Genomic DNA, 17,150 nt, shown 5'->3' with positions numbered 1-17,150 from the left:
TTACGCTGCGGCTTTGGAGGCGTGCAGACGTTCCTGATAACGGGCGACGAAACCGGCGCTCTGCTCTTCCAGCACCTGGATCAGACGACGGCTCTGGGTCTGCACAATGGTGTAGAGGAACAGCATGGGCACCGCGACGACCAGACCCTGCATGGTGGTCACCAGCGCCTCGGAGATACCGCCCGCCATCAGCTTGGGATCGCCGGTACCGAACAATGTGATGGCCTGGAAGGTGGCGATCATCCCCACTACGGTACCGAGCAGGCCCAGCAGCGGCGCGACGGAAGCGATCAGCTTGATGATGCTGATACCCTTCTCGAACTTGGGCACGTTGCGCAGGATGATCTCGTCGAGCTTGGACTCCAGATCCTCGATGTTGTCACCGCGATGGCTCTGGTAGGCTCCCAGCATGTCACCAATGGGGTTGCCCTTGATGATCTGATCGGATTTCAGCTGCTTGCGCATGGACGAGCCGATCAACGACAGCCGGATACCGCAGAAGATGGCCAGCAGGGTACCGAGCACACCGAGCACCATGATGACGTAACCCACTTCACCACCCTGATCGATCCGCTCCTTGAGAGTCGGTGACTGCACCAGCAGAGAGAGGATCACGCCGCGAGACGGGTCGATAAAGATGGGTTTGACCCCGTCACCGCCCTGTTCAAACTCGGCGATCGGTTCCAGCACCCCCTTGTCAGGTTGACGGGAAAGCTGCTCGAACTTGCCGGTCTCCGGCACGAAGGTGAGGTACTTGCCTTCGGAGACAGTGTTGAACTCACCGATCTGGGTGACCGTCTTCTCGGCCTGGTTGCCTTCGCCGTAGACCACGGTCGCCGGGATCTGGCTCACCTTGCCACCGTCCACCATGCGGCTGAGGGTGGTGGTCCAGAACGCTTCCAGATCGTCGCTGGAGGGGAGCTCTTTACTCTCGGCCAGACGGGTCAGCAGCGCGGTCTGTTCCGGATGCTCGACCCGACGGGCGGAGGCATTGAAGATCCCCTTGAACTCACCGGCGAACTGACGCAGTACGCCGAACATCTCGCCCATGTTGCCGGAACGCTGGCGCAGGGTTTCGGTCAGTTCGGTCAGCTGCTTGTCGTTGGCATCAAAGGTCGCCTTGAGCTGCTCGCCCTTGGCGGTTTCGGCAGCCAGCTCGGCCTTGGCCTTGGCCAGCAGCGCCCCCTGCTCGTTCTTGTCAGCCAGGAAGCGGGCTTCCCGCTCCTTGTTGAGTTGGGATTCGCTCAGGCTGGAGGCCTTGACCTGATTCAGCAGCGCATTGAGATCCACCGGTTTTTCGACGGCGGTCACCGGCAGGGTGACCAGGGTTGCTCCCGCAATCAGGGAGGCAATCGCAAGTTTGATTCCTTTCATGATGCTTTCTCCGCAGTTTGAACCGGCAGCTTGATCAGAGCGGGAGGCGCCTGCTTCTTGGCGATGCGAAGGCCCTGTTCAACCGCACTGCGATACTCCTGGGGCAACTCTTCCCACTGGCGAGTCTTCTTGTTCCACATCCCGGTCTCATTGCCATCCGGGGATTGATAGAGCAGCGCGATGCGGCCAACCCGCAGGAACTCGTAGGTCTTCTCGCTGCCATCCTTGTCCAAGCTCGCCTTGTAGGATTCGATGGTGCGGCTGAAGCCCTCCTCGATCTGGTAAGCCTCCAGGATCTTGCGGTACTTCTCGGAGATGGTGACATCAGCACGGTTCATCAGGTCGGTCAGAGCCGCCACGCGGTCCTCGCGCTCGACCTTCTGGAACGGCAGATCCAGCGCCACAAACTGCTCGAGGGAGTCGATCATCTTGAGCATCAAGGGCACCACTTCGGTGCTGGTCTGATCAATCTGGGCGATCTGCTTTTGCATCGACGCCAGCTCGGCGCTCTGGGACTCGACCATCTTGCTCACCTGCTCGTTGTAGGTGCGCAGACTGTCGACCTGACGCAGGGCGGCCTTGTACTGAGCCAATGCGGATTCGGCAGATTCGGCATAGCTGTCGATCTTCTGCTGGGAAACTTTGGATGCGTTGTCGGTGGCGGCTTGAGCGTCCACGGCCTGACCGGCAGTGGCGGCACTCAGATTGAAGCTGGTCAACAAGGCGGCCGAAACCAGGCTGCCAAGGAGCGCTTTCTTCATTGTAATGGTCCTTGTCTTCATAGGATTACCCTATCTCCGTAACTTCCTTGGACGTTGGGCACAGCCGGCCCGACCGGGCCGGCTGAGGTTGTATATCAACGGGGTTGATTAGAACTTCTGTGTGTAATCGATGTAGTAGATGCGACCGTCGATGCTGTAGAGGTCTTCATCGTAAGTGAAGCCATCGTTGGACAGGGAGGGGCCACGGTTGAACATGTTCTTCACACCGGTCTGGATCTTGCCATTCCAGCTGGTATCGACCGCCACGTTCAGGTTCCAGACGGTGTTGGAAGCGATATGACCCTCTTCCTGACCATCAACATAGTCCTGGCTCTGGGAATCGATATAGTTGGCGCTCAGGTAGGTATCCAGATTCCACAGCTGCGGGAAGTTGGCACCGATCCCGGAGTTAAGGCGCAAGTCGGGTTTACCATTCCAGCCCTTCTTGTCGATCATCGGACCACCGGCAAACAGCCCCTCTTCGTACTGCAGGATGTAAGTACCACCGAAGTCATAACGCAGGGTGAAGGTGTTGAAGTCGTACTTGTAATCGGCTTTAAAATCTACACCACTGGTCTTGAGTTGCCCCAAATTGACCATGCCAGCCTTGATCTCCTTGATGGTACCGTTGGGGAGACGAATTACGTTCGGGTTGCTGCCACTGTTCAGCTCCTGATAAATCTGGGTCTGTGCCGTGGCTAGCTGGATCACATCATCAATCTTGATGTAGTAGTAATCGAGTGACAGATTCAAGTTGTCCAGCGGGTTGTAAGCAGCCCCGATAGTGAAGGTATCAGCCGTCTCCTCCTTCAGATTTTTATTGGACTGACGGGTAACGTCATACTGTTTCTCAGGACAGTTAGCTGTGCCGGTAGCATTGCAGCGTACATAGTCCTTGGCATAGTCAGCAGAGAATGAGTCTGCGGCATAGAGATCATCCAGCCCCGGCGCCCGGAACGACTGGGACCAGGAGGTCCGGAACATCAGGTTGTCTAGCGGCTGGTAACGCAGGCTCGCTTTGGGTGAGAAGGCGCTGCCAAAGTCGCTGTACTTGTCATAACGACCCGCCAGGTTCAACTCGACTTGCTCGGTGATGGGGATCAGGCTCTCGATATAGGTGGCAAACACATCGCGTACACCACCACCGGAGTTGCCGGACGAACCTATTACGTTGCCTGCTTCAGACTGACTGTCATAGGTATCGGAGTAAGTCCAGTCGTTATACTCGGAGCCCCAGTACCAACCGATTGGACCGGCAGGCAGTTCGCCCATTTCCCAACCCAAACCGCCATACCACTGGAAAAAGTCCATCTTGGAAGTACGCGAGGTATCGTAGGACAACAGGTCATTTACTGACTTATCAAACTCACCATTGGTGAACTTGCCATCTTTTATTGCATTACGGGCAGCACTTTTGAGGATATAACCGCTACCATCGCTGGTATTGTCAGTCTTGGAGTACATGTAACCGGCGTTCCATTCAACATCCCCAACGGCCTCGGTAGGTAGTACACCGTCAAAGCCCAGGTTCATGCTGCCGGTAAAGTCAGTCACATCGTTATCACGGGGACCAATATTGTTGAATCGATAGAAAATTGCAGCCTGACCGCCAGTGATTCCGTTCGCAGCCAACAACGCAGGATCATCACTCACAAATGAGCCCGCAGCAGGGGCAAAGCGGCCAAAACTGGTCACCCGAGAGCCGATAAACTGAGGAACAAAATCCACGCTGTCATTGATGTGATAGCGACCATTCACATAGACAGTATCGCGAGAACGAGAGGCTGTTTTAGCTGCGACCTTGGCGAAATCAAAGTTGCACAAACCATCCTGCTCAACAAAGCCGGTCCCGACATTGGCACAGTTGATACCTGCAAGCTGCTTCAGATCACCTGTATCTAAATCCATGATGTTACGGCCAGCAACGCTGGGGGACATTGCACCTTGTAAAGCCAGATAGTCACGGTCACGATAGTAGATCACGTCCTTCTCATCGTGCTCGTAAACCATCATCAGGGACCCTTTCTCCCCATTGACGCCCGCAACCACAGAGCCACTCTTCTCATCACCGCCCTCTTCGGTTGGTGAGCCAAGACGCCCTTGGAATGTCAACCCTTCGAAACCCTCCTTGAGGATCACGTTGATAACACCGCCGATGGCATCAGAACCATAGAGTGCGGAGCCGCCGTCCAGGTTAACTTCCACCCGCTCAACAGCAGCCATGGGGATGGTGTTAAGGTTGATGGAAGTGCCCCCCATGGAGGGGGATCCAGCAACACGTTTGCCATTGAGAAGCACCAGGGTACGTTCTGAGCCCAAGCCACGCAGCCCTACTGTGGCTTGTGACTGGGCAGAACTACCGGAGGATGGGGAGAAACCACCAAAGGAGTTGTAGGAGGCCTGTTTCAGATAATCGGCCACAGTCTGCTGACCAGACTGTTCAATTTGAGCCTTGCTGACAGAGACAACCGGAGTCGCCCCCTCAACATCAACACGGGAGATACGGGAGCCAGTGACTTTGATTTTCTGCAGTTTTTCGACGTTCTGCCCTTCTTCGGCAGATACGGATGGGGCCGCTGCAAGGCTCGCCAAGGCGAACGCAATCGCAGCAGAGATTCTGCTCTTCCTAAGCATCGCTTATATCCTTCCTGGTTGTTTATTGTTTGCTTCCTGATACCGCCCTCTTTGGAGCGATGTGTAAGGCTTATCAATCTTTGACTAGCGACGTCAATGGAGCAGGGGTATGGCGAAGTCAGGCACAGAATAAGCGGAGTGTATTAATTTTGCCCGGCATAATTAGTGAATAATTCTGCCAAAAACAACCCACACAATGTAAAAACATTGTTAAATGGCATAAATGGCGCTGAATTAAAAATTGATGAACTTATTAGTTAACGTGCTGTCTGTTTATATCTTATTTTGATTTATTGGCATTAATAAGAATAAAACACTAACTTCATGAGGGTTGCACCTGACAGTTCTCATGGGGATAACAGATAAAATTGTCGAGATGACATCGTTTTCCTTCAATTTCACACCACAAACAAAAACATTATAAATCAACATGTTAAAATCACTTAAAACTCAAATGAACAGCTGTTTATATTTTTTAAAATAATGTTGAGCAGTAGCGTTTTGTTTTGATTTTCACTTTTCAGATAAAAAACGTCATTTTTCGGTGCTTTTGGTCTCAGCGGGTCATTTGTCCCAGTTTTCCATTTCCTTGTACTTGATTTTTGTTGCAGAGCTTTTACAGTGGCCAAGCGGATTGTCTGCTGTTTGGCAACCAATCCAGCGCGTAATGCCAGGAAGGACAGGCCCGTCACCGGATTTGACTGGCCGCAAAAAAGAACAACAAGGACGAGGTTCCACCATGCTGTCGTATTTCCTACGCCGGATGCTTTTGATCATCCCGACGTTTCTCGGTATCACCCTGCTCGTCTTCACCATCACCCGTTTCGTGCCGGGCGGTCCGGTCGAACGCATGCTGCTGCAAGCCCAGGTTTCCCAGAATGAATCTGGCCGCTCCAGTGGCAGCAAGGGGGCACAGGCCCTCTCCGATGAACAGATCGAGGAGCTCAAGGCCTTCTATGGGCTCGACAAGCCGATGCTGGTCGCCTACTGGGAGTGGCTGCAGAAGCTGGCGGTGCTGGATCTGGGCGAATCAACCCGCTACTACGAGCCGGTGTGGGATCTCATCAAGGATCGGCTCCCGGTCACCGCCTTCTTCGGGCTGGCGACCTTTCTGCTGAGCTATGCGGTCTCCATTCCGCTCGGGGTGGCGAAGGCGCTCAGGCACAACAGCCGCTTCGACTCGTTGAGCTCCATGCTTATCTACATGGCCTATGCCCTGCCCGCCTACGTGGTGGGGATCTTCCTCATCACCGTCTTCGCCTTCCATCTGGAGTGGCTGCCGATGGGCGGTTTTCCGGGGGATGATTTTGAATATATGGAGAGCCGCTGGGATCAGATCCGCACTGTCTTTGCCCACGCCCTGCTGCCGCTTATCGCCTACGCCATCGGCGATTTCGCCATCCTCACCATGACCATGAAAAACAGCCTGATGGAGAACCTGTCGGCGGATTACGTGCGCACCGCCGTGGCCAAGGGGTTGCCATTTCGCAAGGCGGTCACCGACCACGCCATGCGCAACAGCCTGATCCCCATCGCCAGCCACCTGGGGTCTGTGCTCACCGTTTTCTTTGGCGGCTCTTTCCTCATCGAGACCATCTTCAACATCGACGGCATCGGCCTGCTCGGTTACGAGGCGATCGTCGAGCGGGATTACCCCACCGTCATGGGCATTCTGGCCATCACCTCCATGCTGATGCTGATTGGCAATATCGTCTCCGATATCTGCGTTGCCCTTGTTGATCCCCGCGTGCGGTTTGGAGACTGACCATGAAGCTCAATCCGGTTACCTTGAAAAAACTCAAGCGCTTCAAGTCGATCAAGCGCGGTTACTACTCCTTCATCATCTTCACCACCCTGGTGCTGCTCTCCCTGCTGGCGGAGCTGCTGGTCAACAGCCGGGCACTGATGGTGAGCTATCAGGGCCAGCTGCATTTCCCCACCTATGGCGATGTGATCCCCGGTCAGCAGTTCGGGCTCGATTACGAGTACGAAACCAACTACCGCCAGCTCAAGGCCAAGTTTGCCGCAGAGGGCCAGGGCGACTGGGTGTTGCTGCCGCCGGTACCCTGGAACCCCTACGAGCAGGATTTCAAGGAGGATGCCTACCCACCCTACGCCCCCAGCGCGGCTGAGCGCCACTTCCTCGGCACCGACACCAGCGGCCGCGATGTGCTGGCACGGCTGGTTTACGGCTTTCGCATCGCCATCGGCTTTGCCTTTATCGCACTGGCTGCCAGTTACGCCATCGGGGTCACCATCGGCTGTCTGATGGGCTTTCTCGGCGGCCGCTTTGACCTCATCCTGCAACGCTTTATCGAGATCTGGTCCCAGGTGCCATTTCTCTACGTCATCATGATCCTGGTGTCACTGGCCAAGCCCAACTTCGGCCTGTTTGTCGCCATCAACGTGCTGTTCGGCTGGATGGGGATCACCTGGTATATGCGCACCCTCACCTACAAGGAGCGGGCGCGGGACTATGTGATGGCGGCGCGGGCACAAGGGGCGACCACCGGGCGGATCATCTTCAACCACATCCTGCCCAACACCCTGATGATGATCGTCACCCTGGCGCCGTTCGCCGTGGTGGGCAATATCTCCACCCTGACGGCGCTCGACTATCTTGGCTTCGGGCTGGCACCGCCGACCCCGAGCTGGGGGGAGCTGCTCTCCCAGGGCATCAACAATCTGGATGCCATCTGGATCGTCAGCTCGGTGGTGGCCGCGGTGAGTCTGGTGCTGATCATGGTCTCCTTTATCGGTGAGGCGATCCGCGAGGCGTTCGATCCGCGCAAATTTACCCGTTACCAATAAGCCAGCCGATGCCAGCGCATCGGCTGGCGCCGGATAACAAACAGTGATAAATGAAGGACGGGCCGCCGCCATCGGCGGTCCCGGGAGCAAGGGATAATCCCGTTATCAATCAAGACCCCCAGTGCAGGGGCCAGACCTGGAAGTCAAACATGAAAAATAAAATCAAATGGATAGGTGCTCTCTTTGTGCTGGTAAACGGATCCTGGGTCTGGGCGGCCAGCCTGCCCGCGGATCTCAAATGGGAGACCAACGACACGGATCCTGTGTTCGCCTCCCCCAAGGCGCTGTCGGGCGGCAGCCTCAATATGTTTGTGGAGAGCTTTCCGCTGACGTTCCGCACCGTAGGGCCTGACTCCAACGGATCGTTCCGTTCCTTTATTCTCGATAACCAGTTGCGACTCATCAGCTTCCACCCCAATACCGGCAACCCCATCCCCTCGCTCGCGACCCACTGGGCCATCGCGCCAGACAGCCAGACCGTCTACTTCAAGCTGGATCCCCGCGCCAAATGGTCGGATGGCAAGCCGGTCAATGCCGATGACTACACCTTCGGCTACGAGATGATGCGCTCCAAACACATCAAGGGGCCCTGGTTCAACAACTACTACACCACTGAAGTGGTAGCGGTAGAGAAGATCGATGATCACACCATCCTGGTCAAAGCGGGCAACCGCAAGGCCAAGATGGACCTGCTCAACACCACCGAGCTGTGGCCCCAGCCCAAGCACTACTACAAGCTGACCCCCAACTGGGTGAAGCAGTACAACTGGGCCGTGGTGCCCACCACAGGTCCCTACGTGATCAGCGACGTCAAGAAGGGCAAGTCGGTCACCTTCAGCAAGCAGAAGGATTGGTGGGCAAAAGACGATCGCTACAACCAGCACAGATTCAACATCGACACCATCAAGGTGCAGGTGATCCGCGACCACAACATCGCCTTCCGCCACTTCCTGAAAGGGGAGATCGATACCTTCGAGATGATCCTGCCCAACTGGTGGCATGAAAAAGCGGTCACCCCGGAGTACAAAAAAGGCTACGTGCAGAAGGTGATGGCTATGACCGATACCAAACAGGGCGGTCAGGGGGTTCACCTCAATGTGGCCAACCCCAAGCTGGCGGACGTAAACGTGCGCCTCGGCATCCAGCACGCCTTCAACATAGACAAGATGATCGAGACCGTGCTGCGCGGCGATTACGACAGAGCCACAACCTTCGACTCGGGCTTTGGCGAGTTCACTGACATCACGCTGCCACAGCGGGCTTATGACATCGACAAGGCGCGGGAGTACTTTGCCAAGGGCGGCTACAACAAGCCGGGGCCGGACGGCATCCTGCAAAATGAGAAGGGGGAGCGGCTGACGCTGGCGCTCACCTACACCAGTCAGGAGCACTCCAAGCGCCTGACCGTGCTGAAAGAGGAGGCCAAGAAGGCGGGTCTGGATCTGGAGCTCAATCTGGTGGATGGCGCCACCGGTTTCAAGGTAATGCTGGAGAAGAAACACGAAGCGGCCTGGCTCGGTTGGGGCGGCGGCGGTCTCTATCCGCAATATTGGGAGTTTTTCCACTCCGCCAACGCCAACAAACCGCAGACCAACAACCTGTTCAACGTGGCTGACAAGGAGCTGGACGCGCTGATCGATGCCTACAACGTCGAATTCGACATGGCCAAGCGGGCCAAGCTCTCCCAGCAGATCCAGCAGCGCATCTATGACCTCGCCATCTTCGTGCCCGGGGTGCAGCTCAACTATGTGCGGGCCAGCAGCTGGCGTTATGTGATGCTGCCGGAAGTGCCTGCCACCAAGAACACGCCGGATCTGCTCTACTGGCCGATGGACGGTTATCCTCACAGTAGTGGCGGTCTGCTCTGGCTCGATCCCAAGGTGAAGGAAGAGACCCGCAACGCCAAGGAGGCAGGGGAGGCGCTGGCGCCCATCAACCTGCTCGACAAGACCTATGCACGTCATTGATATTCAGGCCATTGCGAAGGGAGCAGCCGTTATGCCCAACACCCAGGCCCCCATTCTTGACGTATCGGATAACGGGGGGGAGTTCGCCGCTGATAGCGGCCAGCACCCAGCCCCAATCCTCGAAGTACGCGATCTCGAGGTGGAGTTCGCCGTCGATGACGGCAAGATCAAGGTCCTCGACGGGGTCAGCTTCAAGGTAGCCCCGGGTCAGACACTAGGGATCGTCGGTGAGTCCGGCTGTGGCAAGAGCGTTACCTCGCTCGCCATCATGGGGCTCTTGCCCAAGCCCCACGGTCAGGTGGTGGCCGGTTCCATCCGCTTTCAGGGGGAGGAGCTGCTGTCGCTTGCGCCGGATCAGATGTACAAGGTGCGCGGCAACCGCATCTCGATGATCTTTCAGGAGCCGATGACGGCCCTCAACCCGGTGCAGACGGTGGGGGAGCAACTGATGGAGGTGTTTCGCCTCCATCGCCCCGAGTATGACAAGGCCCAGCGCAAAGCTGCGGCCATCGCCATGCTGCAGAAGGTGGGGATCCCGGAACCGGCCCAGCGCTTTGCGGTCTATCCCCACAACCTCTCCGGCGGCATGCGCCAGCGAGTGATGATCGCCATGGCGCTCTCCTGCGAGCCAGACCTGCTTATCTGTGACGAGCCGACCACGGCGCTGGATGTCACCATTCAGGCCCAGATCCTCGAATTGATGAAAGAGCTGCAGGCCCAGACCGGGATGGCCATCATCTTTATTACCCACGATCTGGGGGTAGTGGCGGAGCTGTGCGACGAGGTGGTGGTGATGTACGCCGGGCGGGCGGTAGAGCAGGCCGACGTGTTCGAGCTGTTTGACCACCCCCGTCACCCCTATACCCACGGCTTGATGAGCTCGATCCCGCGCCTCGAGGATGAGCCCAAGAGCCTGCTCAAGACCATCAAGGGACAGGTACCGGCCCTGCACGAAATGCCCGCTGGCTGCCGTTTCTCCAACCGTTGCCCCCACGCGACCGATCTCTGCATCAGCGCCATTCCGGCGGTAGAGCAACTCAATCCGCGCCACCATGTCGCCTGTCACTACTGGAAGGAGTTGACCGTATGAGCACTCTGTTATCGGTCAGGGATCTGAAACAGCACTTCCGGCTGGGAGGCGGGTTCCTGCGCAAGCAATATACGGTTCACGCGGTGGATGGCATCAGCTTCGACCTGAAACAGGGGGAGACGCTGGGGCTGGTGGGTGAGTCGGGCTGCGGCAAGTCCACCCTCGGGCGCAGCCTGCTCAAGCTGTTCGAGCCGACCGCGGGCACCATCACCTTCGAGGGGCGCGATATCACCGCCCTCAGCCCGAAAGAGATGCGCTCCCTGCGTCAGGAGATGCAGATGGTGTTTCAGGATCCTGCGGAATCCCTCAACAGCCGCCACACCGTGGGCCAGATTTTGGAGGAGCCCTTTATCATCCACGGTAAAGGCAACAGTGAGCAGCGCCGCGGCTGGGTGCAGGAGTTGCTGGCGAAAGTGGGCCTGCCGGGCAGTGCGGTGGATCGCTACCCCCACGAGTTTTCCGGCGGTCAACGCCAGCGCATCGGCATCGCCCGCGCCATCGCCCTCAAGCCCAAGCTGCTGGTGTGCGACGAGGCGGTCTCGGCCCTCGATGTCTCGGTGCAGTCGCAGATTGTCAACCTGCTGCTCAGCCTGCAGCGGGAGATGAACCTCTCCATCATCTTCATCGCCCACGATCTGTCGGTGGTCAAACACATCTCGGATCGGATTGCGGTGATGTATCTGGGACGGATCGTCGAACTGGCGGATGCCCAGTCGCTCTATCTGGCGCCGCGCCACCCCTATACCCAGGCGCTGATCTCTGCCATTCCGGTGCCGGACCCGCGCAGGCGCAGCCAGCGCATTCTGCTGACCGGCGATGTGCCCTCCCCCATCTCGCCGCCGAGCGGCTGCCACTTCCACCAGCGCTGCCCCCATGCGACCGAGCTGTGCAAGAGCAAGGTACCGAGGCTTGAGGCGTGCGATGAGGCCCATCATCAAGTGGCCTGCCACACCCCGCTCGCCGTCGGTGATCACGCTATCAGCGGCAGCGCCATCAGTGGCAACGCCATGAGCAGCGACAGCAGGCTGGAACAGGCGAGCTAGGCGCAGCAAACAAACCCCAGGGTAGAAACAGACGAGGCGGCTATCAGGCCGCCTCGTGCTATCGGGTCACTCTTGTCTTATCGGGTCACGGCTACCGCTCATCAGGCAATCTGGTAGCGGCCCGGCTTGTGGTTGAGTGTCAACACCAGATTACAGATAACCGCCGCCACGATGGAGAGCGCCAGGATCCAGGGCTGCACCACGAAAAACGAGGCAACAACAATGGCGCAATCGAGCCCCATCTGCAGCTTGCCCGCCCGGATGCCAAAGCGATCCTGAATAAAGAGCGCAAGAATGTTGAAGCCCCCCAGACTCGACTTGTGGCGAAACATGATGAGCAGCCCCATGCCGATCAGGGTACCGCCGATCAGCGCCGCATAGAGAGGCTCTATCTTGCCGATCTGCAATACACCGTTGAGGTGATCGGTCATGTAGGAGACTGCCGCCACCGAGACAAAGGTGTTGAAGGTAAAACGTGGCCCCATCCGCAGCCATGCCAGCGCATAGAAGGGCAGGTTGATGCCGAAAAACAGCAGGCCGAAGCTGATGCCGGTCACCTTTTGCAGCAACAGCGCCAGCCCGGCAGTCCCGCCGGTGAGCAGGCCAACCTGATGAAACAGAAAGATGCCGAGGGAAACAAAGCCGGCCGCCGTCAGCAGGGCCAGCACATCCTCATAAATAGGATGGGCAGTGCGAATCGAGGTGTTGTCCATAACCTGTATCCAAGCGAAGTAAAGAGAGAGTGTCTGTCGCCTGCCGTGGCGGGCGGGCTGCGAGCCCTGTCCACAGGGCTTCGTTATGGGGTCCAGTCTATTTTTTGTGAAAAGGATCACAACAGTCAGGCTGAACGCCCCATTCTGGTGCCTGTCATCTGGCATTGACACTCGCTGCACCAAGATGCAGCATGCCGCGGTTTAAGCGCGCCATCCCCCATTCACAGCACGAGGCACTTTTCATGAAGGTCACCATTTTTGGCACAGGCTATGTCGGGCTGGTGCAGGCCGCCATTCTGGCCGAGGTGGGCCATCAGGTCTGCTGCGTGGATGTGGATGATGAACGGATCGCCGCCCTCAGGTTGGGGCAGATCCCCTTCTATGAGCCGGGGTTGGCCCCGCTGGTCGAGAGCCATCTGGCCAGCGGCCGCCTGAGCTTCACGGTCGATCCCGCCATTGGCGTGGCACACGCCGACCTGCTGCTGATCGCCGTGGGTACCCCGGCTGACGAGGATGGCTCGGCCGATCTGCAACATGTGCTGGCGGTGGCCGACACCATAGGCCGACTGATGAGCCGCCCCAAGCTGGTGGTGACCAAGAGCACAGTACCGGTCGGCACAGCGCAGCAAGTAAGGGAACATATTGAGCAGCAGTTGGCCATGCGTGGACTGACCCTCGCCTGCGAGGTGGCGGCCAATCCCGAGTTTCTCAAGGAGGGAGCGGCGGTCAACGACTGCATGCGGCCGGACCGCATCATCATCGGCTGTGACAGCGAGGCGGCGCTTGAGCAGTTGCGTGCCCTCTACGCCCCCTTCAACCGCAATCACGACCGGATCGTGGTGATGGATCAGCGCAGCGCCGAGCTCACCAAATACGCCGCCAACGCCATGCTGGCCACCAAGATCTCCTTTATGAACGAGATGGCAGCCCTCGCCGAGCAGCTGGGGGCCGATATCGAGGCGGTGCGCCAGGGGATGGGGGCCGATCCCCGCATCGGTTACCACTTTATCTACCCGGGCTGCGGCTATGGCGGCTCCTGCTTCCCCAAAGATATCAAGTCGTTGCGCCATACCGCGGCGAGTGTCGGCTGCGACGCCCCGCTTTTAGCGGCGGTCGAGCAGGTCAACCAGCGCCAGCAACAGAAGATGGCGCAAACCCTGCGAAACCGCTTCGGCCCGGATCTGCGCGGCCGCACCTTCGCCCTGTGGGGACTAGCGTTCAAACCCGGCACCGACGACATGCGCGATGCACCGAGCCGCCCGCTGCTGGCCGCCATCTGGGCTGCCGGTGGCCGGGTGCAGGCCTTTGATCCCAAAGCCATGGAGCTTGCCCGCCAGATCTACGGCCAGCGGCCGGATCTGCTGCTCTGCCCGACTCAGGAAGCGGCACTGGAAGGGGCCGATGCCCTGCTGATCTGCACCGAGTGGCAGGCGTTTCGTGCCCCCGATTTTCAGCAGCTGAAAGCGCTGCTCAACCAGCCTGTCATCATCGATGGCCGCAACCTCTATGATCCGCGCCAGCTCAGCGAGCTCGGGTTTGACTATCACGCCATCGGGCGGCCACATCTTCCCGCCAAAAAGCAGCCTGCCAACACCAGTTGCAACCCGGAGACCCAACCATGATCTATCTGGTCACCGGCGTCGCCGGTTTTATCGGCTTTCATGTGGCCAGCCAGCTGTGCGCCGCAGGTCATCAGGTGGTGGGGATCGACAACCTCAACGACTACTACGAGGTGAGTCTGAAAGAGGCGCGGCTGGCCCAACTGGCCAGTTTCCCCAATTTTCACTTCGAGCGGCTGGATCTGGCAGATCGCGAAGCGATGGCGGCTCTCTTTGCCCGTCATGGTTTCGAGCGGGTGATCCATCTGGGGGCGCAGGCGGGGGTGCGTTACTCCATCGACAATCCGTTCGCCTATGCCGACAGTAACCTCACCGGCATGCTGACGGTGCTGGAGGGGTGTCGTCACCACGGGATCCAGCACCTCATCTACGCCTCCTCCAGCTCGGTCTATGGCATGGGGGATCAGATGCCCTACTCCACTGCGCAGCAGGTGGATCACCCCGTCTCCCTCTACGCCGCCACCAAGAAGAGCGGCGAGCTGATGGCCCACGCCTACTCTGCCCTCTATGGCCTGCCCACCACAGGGCTGCGCTTCTTTACCGTCTACGGCCCCTGGGGTCGGCCCGACATGGCCATCATCAAGTTCACTCGCGCCATCCTCGCGGGAGAGCCTATCGATGTGTACAACCACGGCGATCTCAGCCGCGACTTCACCTTCATAGATGACATCGTCGCGGGGATCCTCGCCGTGGCCGACCAGCCACCCCACCCCAATCCCGATTGGCACGCCAGCGAGCAGAGTGCGGCCAAGAGCGCAGCCCCCTACCGCATCCTCAATATCGGTAACGGCCAGCCGGTACGGCTGCTCGATTTTATCGAGGCGCTGGAGGAGGCCATCGGCAAACCCGCCATCAAGCGGATGCTGCCGATGCAGGCAGGCGACATGCACGCCACCTGGGCCGACAGCGAGCCGCTGCACACCCTCACCGGCCTGCGCCCCGCCACGCCCCTCAAGCAGGGGGTTGCCGAGTTTGTCCGCTGGTATCTCGACTACTACCGGCCCGCCCGCTGACGAGCGCGGGTAACCCCTCGGTCATTGATGAGTTAATCAGATACCACTGATGCCCCGCGGGTTTTAGGATGGCTGAACGCACTGTCTGCGCACCATAGCGAGGATTTGAGATGCAATCACAGGAACAGGGTCTGATCGATGGACTGTTCGACCGCCTCAAGCAAGCGCAAGCCAGGGATAGCAAGCGAGACCAACAAGCGGATCAGCTGATACACCAGCATCTGGCCCAGCAGCCCGATGCCCCCTACTACATGGCCCAGGCGCTGCTAATTCAGCAGGCTGCCCTTACCCGCCTCAACGAGCGGGTCAAGGAGCTGGAAGCCAGCCAGAGCGCCCCAAATGGTGGCAGTTTTCTCTCCGGCCTGTTTGGTAGCGAAAGCAGCCCTCCTCCGCGCTTTACGCCGCCACCGGCATCCGCTCCTGCCCAGCCAGCATCCCGTGCCAGCTCCTTTTTGGGCGGCGCCCTGCAAACCGCCGCGGGTGTGGCCGGTGGCGTCATGTTGGCCGATATGATCGGCGGACTGTTTCACAGCAACCGGCCCGAGGAGATCATCGACATCATAGAGCCAGCGCCCATCGCCAATCCGGTCGATGCGGAACCGGTACGCTGGGACGGCTGGGATTCACCTCCCGATGTTGGCAGCAGTTTTCTCGACGACAATAACCTGAGTGGCGGCTGGGCCGACAGTGACGATAACAACGGCGGTTTCTTCTGACCGTCAAACCATTACTGGCCCCGCATCTGGCGGGGCTCAACTCGATACGAAACCCATGACTATGGAAAGTGTGATGACACCACGGATCGGCAGCGGCATGACGCGATATACTCAGCGCGCTTCGTGCCACCCGGGAACAACTCCCGACCCCAGGCGCTCTGTCCGTGGCCACGCAACACCCCCATGACGACAAGGAGCCACCTCATGATCCGAACCCTGCTTTTGACCGGTGCCGCCATTGCGGCCTATGCCCTGACCCAGAGCCACTCTCTGCTTCCCCTGCTCAGCCTGCTGGCCCTGCTTTCGCTCTGGGTTGTCAGTGAAATTGGCAGCTTCTATCGCACGCTTCCTCCCGCCGTGCTGGATGAGCAGGAGTATCACCACGACTTCTAACCGGATGAAAAATAGTGTGAAACTGTCGAGATGCCGTTAGTTCCATACCGTTTTGCTCTCTGAAATCAACCGGCTATAACAACAGGATCCACTGGGTTCGTGGCGATAGCAGCCATGTTCCTCTATATCTTCTGTACTCAAACAGGAGATAACCCATGAGGCACATCAGCGAAAACGGACTGTTTTTGCTGCTTTTTTTGTCGTTGTTACTGGCAGGTACGCCGCGGGCGATGGCACAAGGCAGGGATTTCAGACAAGCTCCCAAGGCGCTAACAGCGATCAAGCAGGGTCAAGTTGCCCAGCAACACGGTCATCTGCAAAAAGCCATCGCCCTCTATTGCGTGGCCGCCAGTACCGGCAACCCGGAAGGATATTTCCGGATCGGTCGCCTGCTCGCCACCGGCCCCGCCTCGGTTCGCAGCGCCAAGCTGGCTAACAGTTATCTCGCCATGGCAATGCGCCTTGGCAACCAGCAGGCCAGCCGCTACTACAACCCGCGGGTCGGCAATGCCCCCATGGGCGATCAGTGCGGTGTCGGCATGCGCGGCGGACAAGGGAGTTATTCCGCCTTGCCCAGCACACCGTTCAATGTCGAGGCATATCTGGCACGCCAGTCACCGGGCAAACAGAAGCTGGTCACCATGCTGCGTCACGCCGCCAAACACCATAAGGTGGATGCCCGGCTGGTACTAGCGATTGCCATCGCCGAATCCAATCTCAACAGCCGTGCCGTTTCCCCCAAGAATGCCCAAGGGCTGATGCAGCTGATCCCCGAAACCCAGCAACGGTTCGGGGTAACCCGGCCATTCGATCCAGCCCAGAACATCAAGGGTGGCGTCAGTTATCTCAAATGGCTGGATCGCCGCTTCGATGGCGACTGGGTACTGATCTCGGCAGCCTACAATGCCGGGGAAAGAGCGGTGGAACGCTATGGCGGGATCCCACCCTATGACGAGACGCAGGAGTATGTGAAACGGGTGCTCTACTTCGCTGGCCACAAACAGCCCTGAGCGGAA

14 protein-coding genes are annotated in these 17,150 nt (G+C 58.5%); 10 read left to right on the top strand and 4 right to left on the bottom strand.

The annotated features are described in order from the left end of the window. From I6L34_RS15480 to I6L34_RS15470, 3 genes are all read right to left on the bottom strand, one after another. Positions 1-1,374: a MotA/TolQ/ExbB proton channel family protein gene (locus I6L34_RS15480; RefSeq protein ID WP_058057272.1), complete on the bottom strand. Its 1,374-nt coding sequence runs from the start codon at positions 1,372-1,374 to the stop codon at positions 1-3. Beyond that, entirely contained in the window at positions 1,371-2,135 is a 765-nt protein-coding gene (locus I6L34_RS15475) for a DUF3450 domain-containing protein (RefSeq protein ID WP_005343435.1), read from the bottom strand. The genes I6L34_RS15480 and I6L34_RS15475 overlap by 4 nt, the downstream gene beginning before the upstream one ends. A gap of 108 nt (positions 2,136-2,243) precedes the next feature. Further along, positions 2,244-4,769: a TonB-dependent receptor gene (locus I6L34_RS15470; protein ID WP_058057271.1), complete on the bottom strand. Its 2,526-nt coding sequence runs from the start codon at positions 4,767-4,769 to the stop codon at positions 2,244-2,246. A gap of 739 nt (positions 4,770-5,508) precedes the next feature. On the opposite strand from I6L34_RS15470, the gene I6L34_RS15465 reads away from it, so the two are divergent. The 5 genes from I6L34_RS15465 (at position 5,509) to I6L34_RS15445 (ending at position 11,680) form a co-directional block, all read left to right on the top strand. Beyond that, positions 5,509-6,534, top strand: a complete 1,026-nt coding sequence (locus tag I6L34_RS15465; RefSeq protein ID WP_081043483.1) for an ABC transporter permease subunit — start codon at positions 5,509-5,511, stop codon at positions 6,532-6,534. Positions 6,535-6,536: 2 nt separating this feature from the next. Further along, positions 6,537-7,580, top strand: coding sequence for an ABC transporter permease (locus tag I6L34_RS15460; RefSeq protein WP_013724081.1), 1,044 nt, complete (start codon positions 6,537-6,539; stop codon positions 7,578-7,580). Between the two features lie 149 nt (positions 7,581-7,729). Then, positions 7,730-9,547 (top strand): extracellular solute-binding protein, encoded by a 1,818-nt coding sequence (locus I6L34_RS15455; RefSeq protein ID WP_216954947.1) that lies wholly within the window; start codon positions 7,730-7,732, stop codon positions 9,545-9,547. 31 nt (positions 9,548-9,578) lie between these two features. Further along, entirely contained in the window at positions 9,579-10,637 is a 1,059-nt protein-coding gene (locus I6L34_RS15450; protein WP_194496614.1) for an ABC transporter ATP-binding protein, read from the top strand. Further along, a complete protein-coding gene (locus I6L34_RS15445) occupies positions 10,634-11,680 on the top strand; it encodes an ABC transporter ATP-binding protein (protein ID WP_216954946.1) in 1,047 nt (348 codons plus the stop codon). The genes I6L34_RS15450 and I6L34_RS15445 overlap by 4 nt, the downstream gene beginning before the upstream one ends. A gap of 101 nt (positions 11,681-11,781) precedes the next feature. Here the strand turns inward: I6L34_RS15445 and I6L34_RS15440 are convergent, their stop codons facing one another. Further along, positions 11,782-12,393, bottom strand: coding sequence for a YitT family protein (locus tag I6L34_RS15440; protein ID WP_005349421.1), 612 nt, complete (start codon positions 12,391-12,393; stop codon positions 11,782-11,784). Between the two features lie 242 nt (positions 12,394-12,635). On the opposite strand from I6L34_RS15440, the gene I6L34_RS15435 reads away from it, so the two are divergent. From I6L34_RS15435 to I6L34_RS15415, 5 genes are all read left to right on the top strand, one after another. Next, on the top strand, positions 12,636-14,015 hold the full coding sequence (locus tag I6L34_RS15435; RefSeq protein ID WP_216954945.1) for a UDP-glucose/GDP-mannose dehydrogenase family protein: 1,380 nt from the start codon (positions 12,636-12,638) through the stop codon (positions 14,013-14,015). Then, positions 14,012-15,025 (top strand): NAD-dependent epimerase, encoded by a 1,014-nt coding sequence (locus tag I6L34_RS15430; protein WP_216954944.1) that lies wholly within the window; start codon positions 14,012-14,014, stop codon positions 15,023-15,025. The genes I6L34_RS15435 and I6L34_RS15430 overlap by 4 nt, the downstream gene beginning before the upstream one ends. 110 nt (positions 15,026-15,135) lie before the next feature. Next, complete coding sequence (locus I6L34_RS15425) at positions 15,136-15,741, top strand: DUF2076 domain-containing protein (RefSeq protein WP_058057265.1); 606 nt, start codon at positions 15,136-15,138, stop codon at positions 15,739-15,741. A 204-nt stretch (positions 15,742-15,945) separates the two neighbouring features. Further along, positions 15,946-16,134 (top strand): hypothetical protein, encoded by a 189-nt coding sequence (locus I6L34_RS15420; RefSeq protein WP_042054915.1) that lies wholly within the window; start codon positions 15,946-15,948, stop codon positions 16,132-16,134. A 155-nt stretch (positions 16,135-16,289) separates the two neighbouring features. After that, positions 16,290-17,144: a lytic transglycosylase domain-containing protein gene (locus I6L34_RS15415; RefSeq protein ID WP_058057264.1), complete on the top strand. Its 855-nt coding sequence runs from the start codon at positions 16,290-16,292 to the stop codon at positions 17,142-17,144. Positions 17,145-17,150: the final 6 nt, after the last annotated feature.

The organism is Aeromonas sp. FDAARGOS 1404, from assembly GCF_019047085.1.
Taxonomy (GTDB): Bacteria; Pseudomonadota; Gammaproteobacteria; order Enterobacterales; family Aeromonadaceae; genus Aeromonas; species Aeromonas veronii.
The sequence above is the reverse complement of the archived record's forward strand: the minus strand, read 5'-3'. Positions and strand labels throughout refer to the sequence as shown.

Bases quoted from the DNA above. Each gene is read 5' to 3' on its own strand.
- I6L34_RS15460 (WP_013724081.1), top strand. From the start codon at position 6,537: ATGAAGCTCAATCCGGTTACCTTGAAAAAACTCAAGCGCTTCAAGTCG.
- I6L34_RS15465 (WP_081043483.1), top strand. From the start codon at position 5,509: ATGCTGTCGTATTTCCTACGCCGGATGCTTTTGATCATCCCGACGTTT.
- I6L34_RS15425 (WP_058057265.1), top strand. From the start codon at position 15,136: ATGCAATCACAGGAACAGGGTCTGATCGATGGACTGTTCGACCGCCTC.
- I6L34_RS15450 (WP_194496614.1), top strand. From the start codon at position 9,579: ATGCCCAACACCCAGGCCCCCATTCTTGACGTATCGGATAACGGGGGG.
- I6L34_RS15480 (WP_058057272.1), bottom strand. From the start codon at position 1,374: ATGAAAGGAATCAAACTTGCGATTGCCTCCCTGATTGCGGGAGCAACC.
- I6L34_RS15430 (WP_216954944.1), top strand. From the start codon at position 14,012: ATGATCTATCTGGTCACCGGCGTCGCCGGTTTTATCGGCTTTCATGTG.
- I6L34_RS15435 (WP_216954945.1), top strand. From the start codon at position 12,636: ATGAAGGTCACCATTTTTGGCACAGGCTATGTCGGGCTGGTGCAGGCC.
- I6L34_RS15475 (WP_005343435.1), bottom strand. From the start codon at position 2,135: ATGAAGAAAGCGCTCCTTGGCAGCCTGGTTTCGGCCGCCTTGTTGACC.
- I6L34_RS15415 (WP_058057264.1), top strand. From the start codon at position 16,290: ATGAGGCACATCAGCGAAAACGGACTGTTTTTGCTGCTTTTTTTGTCG.
- I6L34_RS15470 (WP_058057271.1), bottom strand. From the start codon at position 4,769: ATGCTTAGGAAGAGCAGAATCTCTGCTGCGATTGCGTTCGCCTTGGCG.
- I6L34_RS15420 (WP_042054915.1), top strand. From the start codon at position 15,946: ATGATCCGAACCCTGCTTTTGACCGGTGCCGCCATTGCGGCCTATGCC.
- I6L34_RS15445 (WP_216954946.1), top strand. From the start codon at position 10,634: ATGAGCACTCTGTTATCGGTCAGGGATCTGAAACAGCACTTCCGGCTG.
- I6L34_RS15455 (WP_216954947.1), top strand. From the start codon at position 7,730: ATGAAAAATAAAATCAAATGGATAGGTGCTCTCTTTGTGCTGGTAAAC.
- I6L34_RS15440 (WP_005349421.1), bottom strand. From the start codon at position 12,393: ATGGACAACACCTCGATTCGCACTGCCCATCCTATTTATGAGGATGTG.